The organism is Alicyclobacillus sp. SO9, assembly GCF_016406125.1.
In the GTDB taxonomy this organism is placed as follows: Bacteria; Bacillota; Bacilli; order Alicyclobacillales; family Alicyclobacillaceae; genus SO9.
Genome location: NZ_CP066339.1, coordinates 2,109,299 through 2,121,007, shown reverse-complemented (window position 1 = coordinate 2,121,007; position 11,709 = coordinate 2,109,299). Strand labels below are relative to the sequence as shown.

At 43.8% G+C, this 11,709-nt stretch carries 15 protein-coding genes; 4 read left to right on the top strand and 11 right to left on the bottom strand.

Annotated elements, in window-relative coordinates; genetic code table 11:
* Positions 1-44 precede the first annotated feature (44 nt).
* Together GI364_RS09550 and GI364_RS09545 are read left to right on the top strand one after the other, a co-directional pair.
* A complete protein-coding gene (locus GI364_RS09550; protein WP_198853929.1) occupies positions 45-812 on the top strand; it encodes a DeoR/GlpR family DNA-binding transcription regulator in 768 nt (255 codons plus the stop codon).
* Positions 813-1,239: 427 nt separating this feature from the next.
* Entirely contained in the window at positions 1,240-2,136 is an 897-nt protein-coding gene (locus tag GI364_RS09545) for a 2-hydroxy-3-oxopropionate reductase (RefSeq protein WP_198853364.1), read from the top strand.
* An 86-nt stretch (positions 2,137-2,222) separates the two neighbouring features.
* On the opposite strand, the gene GI364_RS09540 is transcribed toward GI364_RS09545, so the two are convergent.
* The 3 genes from GI364_RS09540 to GI364_RS09535 all read right to left on the bottom strand — a co-directional run bounded on the left by GI364_RS09540 (position 2,223) and on the right by GI364_RS09535 (position 3,872).
* Positions 2,223-2,363 (bottom strand): hypothetical protein, encoded by a 141-nt coding sequence (locus GI364_RS09540; RefSeq protein ID WP_198853363.1) that lies wholly within the window; start codon positions 2,361-2,363, stop codon positions 2,223-2,225.
* Between the two features lie 106 nt (positions 2,364-2,469).
* Positions 2,470-2,592: a hypothetical protein gene (locus GI364_RS25125; RefSeq protein ID WP_255524630.1), complete on the bottom strand. Its 123-nt coding sequence runs from the start codon at positions 2,590-2,592 to the stop codon at positions 2,470-2,472.
* Positions 2,589-3,872: a hypothetical protein gene (locus GI364_RS09535; protein ID WP_198853362.1), complete on the bottom strand. Its 1,284-nt coding sequence runs from the start codon at positions 3,870-3,872 to the stop codon at positions 2,589-2,591. Before GI364_RS09535 ends, GI364_RS25125 begins: the two co-directional genes overlap by 4 nt.
* A gap of 1,433 nt (positions 3,873-5,305) precedes the next feature.
* Here GI364_RS09535 and GI364_RS09530 point away from each other — a divergent pair.
* Positions 5,306-5,677, top strand: a complete 372-nt coding sequence (locus GI364_RS09530) for an ArsR/SmtB family transcription factor (protein ID WP_198853361.1) — start codon at positions 5,306-5,308, stop codon at positions 5,675-5,677.
* On the top strand, positions 5,670-6,146 hold the full coding sequence (locus GI364_RS09525; protein ID WP_198853360.1) for an SRPBCC family protein: 477 nt from the start codon (positions 5,670-5,672) through the stop codon (positions 6,144-6,146). Before GI364_RS09530 ends, GI364_RS09525 begins: the two co-directional genes overlap by 8 nt.
* A gap of 303 nt (positions 6,147-6,449) precedes the next feature.
* Here GI364_RS09525 and GI364_RS09520 read toward each other — a convergent pair whose 3' ends face one another.
* The 8 genes from GI364_RS09520 to GI364_RS09485 all read right to left on the bottom strand — a co-directional run bounded on the left by GI364_RS09520 (position 6,450) and on the right by GI364_RS09485 (position 11,705).
* Positions 6,450-6,893 carry an HAD domain-containing protein gene (locus tag GI364_RS09520; protein ID WP_198853928.1) on the bottom strand — a complete coding sequence of 148 codons (444 nt, stop codon included), beginning with the start codon at positions 6,891-6,893 and terminating at the stop codon, positions 6,450-6,452.
* Positions 6,894-7,010: 117 nt separating this feature from the next.
* Positions 7,011-7,769 (bottom strand): kanamycin nucleotidyltransferase C-terminal domain-containing protein, encoded by a 759-nt coding sequence (locus tag GI364_RS09515; RefSeq protein WP_198853359.1) that lies wholly within the window; start codon positions 7,767-7,769, stop codon positions 7,011-7,013.
* Between the two features lie 92 nt (positions 7,770-7,861).
* The gene (locus GI364_RS09510) at positions 7,862-8,302 is read right to left on the bottom strand and encodes a hypothetical protein (protein ID WP_198853358.1); all 441 of its coding nucleotides are present in this window, start codon (positions 8,300-8,302) and stop codon (positions 7,862-7,864) included.
* Between the two features lie 242 nt (positions 8,303-8,544).
* The gene (locus GI364_RS09505) at positions 8,545-8,751 is read right to left on the bottom strand and encodes a hypothetical protein (RefSeq protein ID WP_198853357.1); all 207 of its coding nucleotides are present in this window, start codon (positions 8,749-8,751) and stop codon (positions 8,545-8,547) included.
* 241 nt (positions 8,752-8,992) lie between these two features.
* The gene (locus GI364_RS09500) at positions 8,993-9,253 is read right to left on the bottom strand and encodes a hypothetical protein (RefSeq protein WP_198853356.1); all 261 of its coding nucleotides are present in this window, start codon (positions 9,251-9,253) and stop codon (positions 8,993-8,995) included.
* Positions 9,254-9,365: 112 nt separating this feature from the next.
* Positions 9,366-9,965, bottom strand: a complete 600-nt coding sequence (locus tag GI364_RS09495; protein WP_198853355.1) for a hypothetical protein — start codon at positions 9,963-9,965, stop codon at positions 9,366-9,368.
* 265 nt (positions 9,966-10,230) lie between these two features.
* Entirely contained in the window at positions 10,231-10,740 is a 510-nt protein-coding gene (locus GI364_RS09490) for an RDD family protein (protein ID WP_198853354.1), read from the bottom strand.
* 593 nt (positions 10,741-11,333) lie between these two features.
* Entirely contained in the window at positions 11,334-11,705 is a 372-nt protein-coding gene (locus GI364_RS09485; RefSeq protein ID WP_198853353.1) for a hypothetical protein, read from the bottom strand.
* Between the last annotated feature and the right edge of the window lie 4 nt (positions 11,706-11,709).

Sequence of the window (11,709 nt, the reverse complement as noted above, 5' to 3'; positions counted from 1 at the left end):
AATCACTTAGACTTAGATTCGAAAGGATTGGAGATACGGTGAAGATGTTTGTCGAAGAGAGAAGAAATCAAATTCTAAATTTACTTAAAGAACGAAAGCGGTTGACGGTTTCCGAACTGGCGGAGCAACTTGTGGTATCAGAAGCAACCCTGCGAACGGATCTCAACAATATGGAAAAGGAAGGCCTCCTAACCAGGACCCATGGAGGCGCCATTCTAAATGATGCTGGAGGCAACGATACGAGCTTCACAGCCCGCATCAAACGAAATCATAAGGAAAAATTACTTATTGCTCAAGCAGCGTTGCATTTTATCGAAGAAAAACAATGCATTTTACTTGATGCCAGTTCAACTGCCTTAGAACTTGCTCACTGCCTAAAGGAAGAATCAATGCGATTGACAGTCGTAACGAGCAGCGCCCATGTTGGTCTGGAGCTTAATGAACACCCTGATATTACGGTGATTTTGATTGGAGGAATGATGACAAAAGGGTCCTCATCCATTGAAGGAACCTTAGGGTTGAGCATTCTCGATCAAGTCAATGTCGACATCATGTTCACGTCTGCCAACGGATTCACCCCAGAGAAAGGGTTGTCAGACTTCAACCTGTACGAAGTGCAATTGAAACGCGAACTGGTGAAAAAGGCAAAGAGGACCATTGCACTGCTTGACCACACTAAGATAGGAAGTAATTCAAGTGCTGTCTTTGCGAATACCAACGAGATTGAGAGCATTATTACCGACAAGAATATCGCAGACGAGTATCTGTACCATCCAACAATGAGCAGTGTAAATGTTATAGTTGCTGAGTAGCAGCAGACCTGTAATCATTTCGCGGTCGATCTCGATGAAAGTCGAAGCTAGTAGAGATTCCTACAAGATGATATGTACGGCTTTCACTGACTCCGGCCGCTCAACTTCATAGGTCGGACTCTTTTTGAGAGAATCCAAGCGTCCGCTTGGCCTCAAACTGAACATACTCCCCTCTTGTATCCATACTTATTGGCCGCGTTGATGCAATTATGCTGAATAGCCGCCATTCCACAGATACAAATCCAGCCATGATGTTATGACGGAACTGGAGAACTACAAACGGAACAGATATGTTTTATCTTATATGTCGCTGCAACCCTGACATATATGTCGTTTGTTTTCATTTTCAAAATCCAATCTGCATTTTCTTTCATTTAGGTATAGAATGAAAACGAAGAACAAATAGCCATATGGAGGTAGTTAAGGCATGAAAATAGGATTTATTGGTCTCGGCATCATGGGAAAACCTATGGCTCGTCATTTAATTGAAGATGGATTTGAAACATATCTGTTCGATATAAATCGAGCTGCAGTAAATGATTTAGCGACGCTTGGCGGACAGGCCAGTGAGTCCATAGAGGAACTTGCCAAAGCGTGTGATATTATTTTCACCATGCTTCCCGCCGCCGCACACGTTGCCGAAGTGTTGTTTGGAGAGAATGGAATTTCAGCCAAAGCCAATCCAGGCACTATTGTTGTAGACATGAGTTCTGTTTCCGTCTCTGATGCAAAATCATTCGCAGAAAGACTAAAAGCAAACGACATATTCTTTCTCGATGCGCCTGTCAGCGGTGGAGAACCAATGGCAATTAGCGGGAAACTCTCTATCATGGTTGGCGGTGATGAAGAACCATTTCAGCGCGTATTACCTCTGTTTCACTCAATGGGCGACAGTATTGTTCATGTTGGCGAGACAGGCGCGGGACAAGTCGCTAAACTGGCAAATCAAATCGTCGTAAGTATAAATTTGGCGGCTGTTTCCGAAGCGGCTGTGTTTGCGTCCAAAGCCGGTATTGATTTGAACAAAGTATTTGCCGCAATTCGCGGAGGACTAGCCGGCAGCGCTGTTCTCGAAGCGAAAATGCCAAAAATTATTAATAGGGATTTCGAACCAGGCGGACGTATCGAAATCAACTTCAAGGACCTCAACAACGTCCAGGAAACAGCCAACAGTCTGGGGGTCCCTCTCCCTGTCACACACCTTGTCAAAGAGATTTTCAGTGCCGAAATCGCCAGCGGATTTGCTAAGAAGGATCATTCTTACATTATAGATTTCTTTGAAAGAATGGCGAATCACCAAACACCGAAAGGTGGAAAACAGTAAGCAACTCTGCGCTAACCCAGCCACTCACCGGTCCCCTGTGAGTGGCTGGAAGAAAATCTCTTAACAGTACATTCAACAAACCAATATTATCTTAATTTTGCAAGCAATCTCGCAAATTTTCCATAGTTCGTGTCTACCCCATCATCCAAATTAATTTCAATCTGACGCTTTGCGGCGCTGCACAGCAATGTGTCATAGGTTTTTAACTCGGCCATTTGCAAATCCAAGCTCTTCAATTCCTTTTTTGCCAGGCTTACCTGCTTTCTGGAAGTGTTGGTGTCTGCAAGCGTGCACCGATAATTTACCATCGCCCTATTTAGGCAGTTTTCAAGCTTATGTACGTACACGGTCCTCATCTTCGATACCATCGTTTTGTGTGTTCGCTTCGTTGTTAAAGAAATCTGTATCAAACTGACCATTCGAAAGCCCGTCTTCACTATAGTTTAAGTCATTCATACCAGATACCTTGCTTTCCAATTATAGAGCCAGCCAATTGAGGGCTTATCTGATAAGAGGTAATACTGTCCGTTACACATTGTAACGGGTAACTGCGTTGCATCTAGGGTCAGCTTTATCTTCAAGGTTTCATAGTAACAGACGGCTGCTAACCCTCGTGGCTCCTCCATTTCACTAGTGTCCAGAGCGTTCTGGTTTCTGAGTTTTGTCTTATGCTCCGCATATACTCTGTCAAAGGTATTTTTCCATTCTTTTTCACTTTCCCAGTCAAATGCCATTTTTTCATGTTCCGTAATTTCGCTATCGTGTAGCCACCGGGTCAAGTTATTATGCATTTCATATTTATTGGAGAAGCACTCAACCAACTTTTCTTCAAAGTCATCGTCTCGAACACTTAAAATCTCGGCATCTATTAGTTGCGTAATGAACATATGCTCTTGAGCGTTTTGAGGTACTTCTGGCGCTGTGGTGTTTAGTCGAATTGGTAGTCTTCTCGTTCTCCCCAGTTCGAAATATCTAGTAAACTCCCTATAGTAGTTCTCAAACGAAAAGTGTACTTTGTTACCCGCTTTAATATCTTCATAAATTAAAGTTCGAAGCCGACTGTTGACGGCTGCATATACATCTTCAATTCTAGTTTCGGGAACATTCTTCTCTCTTATTTTTTGTTTTATTTTGAAAATTAAATCGTCCACGTTATGGTAGATGGACAATCTTTTCAGAAACGCTGTCAACCAAACAGCGTTCTGTTCACGCAATTTCAAGATATACGAATCTACCGTTGATAGTTGTCTCTCTGATGATTGTTTCACAAGGGAGCTAAGATAGTCCTTGAAAGCTTCTACACTTAACTTTCCATCATTGAGTTCGGACATTTTGAAAATAAATCTGTTCGAATCAGACTGAGATTGATTGGTTACTAGTTGAAAAAGATGGTGGTTAATGAAGTCAATTTGTAGGTTGATTGTCGTCCTCTCATCCGCGTCATCGTTAATCATTGCTATCCAGTTTGAAATTGTTTTCCACAGGTCTTCATCCTTCTCGGTCAGATTTTCGACATTCCCATCTGCCTTAGTTACAACTGAATGCTTCATCTGAATCAACACAGTCTTACCATTAGTTCTCGAAATGTGAACGTCATCTTTCACTTCATACCCCACAGACTCCCCATGTCTCAAGTGCAACATCTGGTAAAGGAAATAATAATATTGATAGTCGAACCCAATGGCTTTAGTATCGGCAGATGTTTTTTCCTGTACAGTCTTCTGAGGCTTGTCCATTGAACTTACTCCCTAACTTCAGAGTCATGATACCCGAATGATTCCCATTGCTGAAAAGTATAACTCAATGGCATAAATATTTACAGTGCATCTTCTCTTTGAAGGTACCGACGCTAAACGCGTACACGGCTCATACAAGTGTGGACGTGAGTTTGATGAAACGATCTTCATGAAGACAATGCTCGTTGCGGAACCATTACTCGAGTCAAACGCGCATCATGTAGAAAGACGCGCGTGGTATAATATGGATGTTGACGACGAATATACGCATTGGTAGCTCTATTGATAAGATTGAAAAAAAGGCGACAGCCGCAATGTATCTGCAATTATCGTAGGGGGTATTCTCGTGCAAATAAGCTATTTGCTTGCGGGGCTTTATGGCGTGAAGAGTACAAGGCATCACTTTGAAAACATGTGTGCACTACTGTTGCTACAGGAACATGCTGACTGAAGTCTATCAGAAGTTCAGCAAGCACACTTGGAGAACTGCGCGTTTCCGGTCTTGGGTACGACACTCACTTGAATGTGGCAAAGAAGGTATACCATATTTCCACACGACAAGGCGATGGGGGATTAGACCTTATATTTGAGAGCGGTGATAAGTGGGTCGTATATCAGTGTGAATTTTTTGTAAGTGGCACAATCGATTAGGAAAGTAGATCGTCACAAATTAAGGAATCATTTGGCAAGGCATTTGACAGTGCCAGTCAACACAATAAAACAATCAGCAAATGGGTATTATGCATATCCAGGGACCTTGATCCTAAGGAAAAGAAGTGGTGGGAAGACTTCCAAAGCGAGAATTGTAGCAAAACACCGTTTGACATGAAATGCAACGGCGATTTTGAACTCATGTTGGTAAAGAACCCTCATATTTTTAGTCAACAGCTCATTAAAGTGTTCTACCGTAACTTCTGAAAACTTTATACCGTTATAAAACTGTTTGAACGACATATGGGTGACCTCCGAATTCAGCTCTCCACACGGGCGGTCTTTCTTGACCTCAAGTGTTACTACCGAGCCATTTTGTCCATAGGTTGACGAGTATCAGGTCCGAAAGCCTTGGTTCCTGGAATACGGATCCCGGTAATGATGCCGACTAATGACCGCATTTGCCCCATTAAAACTCATAGATGGCGTTGACGCTACAAGTTGTCCGTTAAGGAGTTCGCATTGGACATTGACGTTCATATCACCGAGGAGAATATTCCCTTTCCACGAGCAACGCCTGCAGTCCGGTCGCAACAACAGACCATAAGCATTCGGTTATCTTAAGTTAAACCATAACACAGAATGTGCATCGGATAGATATTTTCGAAAATTAATATTTATGCATTTTTAACAGAGATCTCTTGCTGAACTAAAGCCCCCGTTTGTTCAATATCCTGGAACGCATGTCCAAAATAGGTTCGATTGGGTTGTGACCTGCGTGCTTGACATTCTATACGAAACGGCTTACATTAAACCATATGGTTGAATATAATCCGTATCTAGATGGCTTGTTTGGCTCGCTGGCAGATCCAATTCGAAGAGACATATTACAGAAACTGGTCCATGCCCAGCGCACCATCAGTCAACTTGCCGAGAACTATGAAATGTCGTTCGCTGCCGTTGCCAAACACTTGAGTGTACTGGAGAAGGCTAAGTTAATCGTCAAACGACGAAATGGAAGGGAGCAAATTGTCAGTATCGCACCCGATGCCTTGAGAGATGCGAGTGAGTACCTGGACCAATTTGAAGCACTATGGAATTATCGCTTTGATACCTTGGACGCATTATTACAGGAGGACGATCAGAATGAATAGAGCTAAAGTGACAGCTGAGCCCGGACAACCAACAATGGTAATTGAACGCACATTTGATGCCCCCCGAGACAAAGTCTTTGCTGCGATGACGCAAAAGGACAAGTTAGAACGCTGGTGGATTGGACCAGGATATACCACGCGCGTAGAGCATCTCGACGTACGCGACGGTGGTTCATGGCGATTTGTGCAAACCAGCCCGAATGGAGCCGAATTTATCTTCCACGGGAGCTTCCACATGGTTTCCCCAGAGATGACGGTTCAAACTTTCGAATTTGACGGTCTTGCTGAACGTGGACATGTGTCCCTTCAGAAGATAGAACTCATCGAAGTGGGCAACGGAATGACGAAACTAGTATCAACCGGGACCTGCCTGAGTGTCGACGATAGGGACGGAATGATATCAGGCGGCATGGAAGAAGGCATGCAGCAAACCTATGCCATGTTGGACGAAGTACTAAAATTGATGTGAATGGTTCACCAACGATCAAAAAGCAGGAACAGTAAATTGATCTCACCTGTAGGCGGGTAGTCTAGAGCACCGAGCAATTTCATCTTAACGTCTTCCAACGTGTTGTATGTAAGCCGTTAGCGTAAGGGATCCCTTTAATCTCAAGTTTGTCCAGCCCATCAAGCTCAAGTTTGGTGGGCGTTTCATATTGCCTCGCCGCGGCAGCGTCCATGACAGGCTTTTCAGTAGGCTCACTATTCAACATTGCTGCCCGTGTGCGACGGAAGGCGTCGTTGAGCAAGATGTATGTTTATACGAATAGGCTTATCCCAAATGTTCGACCGCAGACAGAACTGTTTCAGAGGTTAATCCCGTCTGAAAGTCCGTACGAACAAGATGGCTCACCAACCTGTTCATTTCCTCTTCATCGTCAATTATGACGAATTGTTGTACTTCAAATTCCGTGCCACGCATCTCATCGATGTAGGTTTGGATTTCATCTTCCCTCGTACCAAACTCCAGCAATGGAGTCTGTCCGACAAGACAATTTTCAAGTCCATTCGCATCGAAGATAGCTTCAAGATTTTTCAGCGTGCGTCCTTCTCTCCACGACGAAGACACTACAATCTTTGCATTCGTCTGACTTAAAATCAGTTTTAGATTCTCGACACAAACAGGGTCAAACTCGTGACCAAAATACTTTTGGCTTTGGACGAAGTGGCGACTGGTAACTAGCACTCCATCAATATCAAGAAAAATGACCTTCATCACACAGTTCACCACCCATAATTTGGTCAGACCTTGTTGCACTATCCTGCCCAAGTGTTCAGGAAGCACTTGACTCCCTAAAAGCATATTTATTCACTAAGTCTGTCTTCGGGAGCGTCAAAAGGGTAACTCTGTTTCCACGTACTCGATTCCGAGTTCTTTCAGCCAATCGTTTAAGCCGTTCCATAGTTGTTCACACAGTTTGTAAGTGTGGTCACGGTCACTCAATGAACCGTTCATGATGTGTTGAACCAATTCTGCGTATCCGTCAGGTTTGGACCTTGCCAGTAAGGATTCTTCAAAGGTTTTGGCTCTTGTGCTGTAATATTGCTTGTTAGCAAGTCCAATTAGTTTCGCTGTTCGCCACGAAAGGTCCTTTGCCCCGAGCGAAATGTAGTTGAGGTTACCCGCATTATAGTTATTGCGCAATTTGGCGATAGTCTCATATGGCTCCCAAATCACAAATTCCCTCATAATTTTCTCAACGGTCACATCGGAGATATCTAGTGGGAGACTTTTGACTGCCAAAAAGAAATCATCTGGGTCAAAAACGGCTTTGATATTGATATATGAATCAGCAGTAAGTGCCCACAAATCGTCAACTGCCCTGGCTCGGTTAAGGAATGGCGTTCTCTGAAATACAGCCACTTCAATCTTGAATGGTTCATAGACAAATTCATGCCCTTGGACTTCCGCACCATCTTGGACAATGACGTACATTTCAATATCTGAGAACGGTCCGTCCGACTCCAGGGCAATTGAACCATAGACTCCAATAGCAACTATTGCAGACGCATAGCGAGCCAATAATCGATTCACGATCTCGTCGATCATATCTAGCTTTTCTTGCCGTGATGTTGGCATCGGACCAAACATTTAAACAGCTCCCGACTCTAACTCCTTTTGTCACTTTATAGCCCTTTAACTCCATGGCGACCATGCAACCATTAATTTTTATAATATTCCACCTAAATGCCGATGTAATGAAATTCCTCGGTAGTTGTTCGGTGGAAGGTGATGTCATTTTCGTCAAGTGCATTAAAAACTCCAACGTATCCACGATCTAAGTTGAATCCAAGACCGTGCAGCCAACTGTATGCCTCTCGTCCTAATCCATTAAGTGATTTTTTGCTGCTGGGATTTGTAGTTCGAAATTCATATTCAATCACTTCAATTTCGTTAATCCTACGACCAACGATGTCTTGCTCAGAAATACTTCTCCATTCAAAATGCCACACCCCAATGTCCGCCAAGTCCATGGGCTCTATATCAAGCGATCTGTCGATTTGATTGAAGGTGATTGAGAACAGGTCGTTCATATTTGAACAAAGCTCAACTTGTGAATCTTCTACTTGGACAATAACGGGGGCGTCTTTGTACCATTCATCCAATGTGATGTTCCACAGCACATAAATACCTTCTAAGGTCTTACCATGCAGTTGCCGTAATGTTCTTCCGCATTGTGAGATGACCTCTGCGGTACTTCGCATAAATCGTGGTTCGTAATTTGGGATGCCCATCCACACCCGGATGCCCTTCTTTCCTAATTCGCCTTTAATAAACTAATCTGCCGGATAGTGCAATAGGGAAGCCAATGCTTATGTCGGTATTGCCCCGTGAGCGACACAACCGCACCGCACTCTGTTCCTACTTACATGACGTTTGGATTGTTCCAACTAGAACCCTGTACTTCGGGAAACTCGTTTGACTGTACTACAAATTCCACAAATCCATGGGATTCGTTGTCTTTCCAAACCTTGTACTCAAGGTTATATCGTTCAACAGCGGAATATAGCAGATGCTTGGTGTCTAAAGTCTCGGGAAGGATTTTATGCTCTACACCCAACGGACTATCCAACAGTGTTTTTCTCCACGTTGGACTCAGGCTTATTGCATACACCATTGACATTAGATATTCTTTGTGCTTCTTGCGTCTAGTTCTTCGGCTCAGAAATTCCCCTCCTAGCGTCGACAACTACTGTGTCGCATAACTGCCCAATAGCGACATTTCTGTGCCACCGACGCAACTGAATATTCATTCAAAAAATTGTTGGGCGGGCTTGTTCAGGTTATGCCCCCTTATGCGACAGAACGTAGACTCAATGCGAGACTACCTCATCAAAGATTTTCCTGTAGTGATGCATTCCGAACTGCTGTTCCAAACCAGCCACTGCATTCCAAAAAGAGTCTTCATCAAAGCCATTGAAGTCAGCAATTATGTACTCCGCAAGGTTGTGGAAGACATGTGCAACACGAGACACTCGATAAAAGTTCGCTTCGGTGAACTGCCCACTGTTCTTGATATCCAACAGAGCTTGATAATTCATCGTTTTATATGCTGTCTTCCGTAAATCGTCCACGTGACACCTCATTTCGCAACGCAGATTTTGTGGTACAAACCTGCCCAATTGCGATATAACTGGATCTCACACTTGACCGCATAAACATGCAGTCAAACATGGCTATTGTATTTCAAAGAATGACTTGTCCTTGGGAGCCGTCCTCCGCATTTGGCATTCTGGATGACCATTTGAATTTGAAAACGAGGTTTTCAACCTTATCTGGTAAGCAAGGACTGACGACGAATTGTTGCGAAAAGTGGTCGCTATTCCCCGAGCCGCTTGTCGAATAACAGTCGTACTCGGGTCCTATAGTCAAATTCCATTGAACGTGGGGGCGATGTGTAGGCTCACTTTGATTTTCGGATTTGCTATCAATCTCCAGATACAAGACGCTCGCATTATCGTATTGACGTAGGTGCGTTACTAAGAAGACTTGGGAGTCAGTCTCCTTTAACCTCATGACTGGAATGACACGACGAAATCCTTGGGGCTCTACCCTGGGTCGGTGAATCTCTTCGTTGTATAAGGTGGTAAAAACACTATGTACAAAGGTTTCATACAAGCCGAACTTCTGTGCCCACATATCTATGTCTGCATTAGGTGGGAATCCTGGATTATTGTTTGAAACAGTCTTGCGTGCCGCAATCAATTCGACCAATTTTGCATCCAAGGGACGAACATCTTCATCGTAGTGGTTGGTTGGACGAGTCCGATGAAATCTGACCGACAAATTACTCACTCCATTCTGCTTTCGTATAGATACGTGAAAGGTAGGTCCTACTCTAGTGTTCAGCATAACCGTCGTTTGAAATGCTTTGCACAGATATCCTAATACTCTGATTTTACCTGATATGGATTCCGCTGGACTAAACTGTCCAATAGCCCCGGAACGGTGCTCACTATGGAAGTGCATATTCATACATGGCGACAGCAACCACGTCTCTGGTACGTTTTGCCCCTGAACCTGAAAAGGTCAATGGACATGGCTCTCTCGACTACCTCACGATGGTCCTAGCTAATCTGTCGTGAAGTAGTCTGCTTGTGGGTAAAAAGAGTAATACTACATTGAGCAGAATTATGAAGTAGGAACAACTGAGAAAAAGATAAGTGACAATATCAGGACCTGTTCCATGAATGGTGACTAGCCTCCAAACGGCAGCGTGAGCCAACTCCCATGGAGGTGTGACTTTTATGACTGACCTTAGAAACGCTTGCCTCAGGGTCAATTGTCTTCCGTCGTATGTAACCACTTTTAGACCCATCAAACGCTTGCCTGGTGTTACCTGCGCTCCGTACTCCCAAGCAGCCAACCATACTGTCACTGGCAGTGTCAGCACGAAGAAGGCTCCAAGTTGAGCCATTGCACGTTCGAAGCTGCTATTGACCACCGTATCGTGATGTCCCAAGTGGACTATCGATAGTCCCACTATGGCAAGCAGACCGATGTAAACGCCCACTACACACATATCAATAATGTACGCAATAATCCTCTTCAGAGGTGTCACGTCCTTCCATCTGCCCGGCTCTAGTGTACGTGGACTGCTATCGGTGTCAACCTCAAAGTTAATCCTTTGACCAAGCCCCTCACACTTATTCCATCATTATGCGCCTATTCAATTGCGCTGCTATTCAGCTATTCTGCCCTTGACTTACATAAGTTTAGCACACTGGTAACGTATGAATATGCAATTTATCTACATAAACGGAAGCAGCGTTTTTGTGTAAATCACAACCGCGGAATACACAAGCTCGTCCGAGAAGAAATTTATGAACTCGACGCTGGCATGTGTGCGAACAACCTGTAGACAAGAATGACTTCCATCTTGACCATGTTTCATCCTCTATCCAAAGGAGGCACGCACACAAGAAACAACTTACGCATAGCTCACCCATCGTGTAAGTTGGAAAATTACAGTAAACATACGTAGACACCTCGTAGCAGCCCATAGACCGAATCACTGGGACGTAGATTCATATACAACGTCTTGTGGCATCTTGTCACTCTATCTGACATGTATATATAGTAATTGGATGAATATTTGGACTGCGACATCCTGCAGTGCGTCTGTAAGGGTACGGGGTGTTGGACTGGAATGGCTCATGTAGGCTCTTTACTCTGTGCCACCGCTTTAACATAATGTCCGTCAAACGAAGTTTTGACAGCAACTGCCTTCTTGACATTAACACCAGGAATTTCACGAATTTCAATCGTAGTCCAAACAATAGCTGTTGACCAACCATTGTTGCTTTGAGTTGCTTTTGTGTCCTTAGAGTTTATAACAGCTAACACTTTGCCAACCTTGTGTACAGGTGTGGCTGTCAGGACGTAATATAAATTTGGCTTTATACTAAAATGCGTGATGGATAGTTGATTCGCAGTGTGAATTGGCTCTGTCGTGAATGTTTTTGCTTGACCACATCCACTAACCAGAAACGCAACTGCCAACATTACAAAAATCAATTTTTTCATTGAT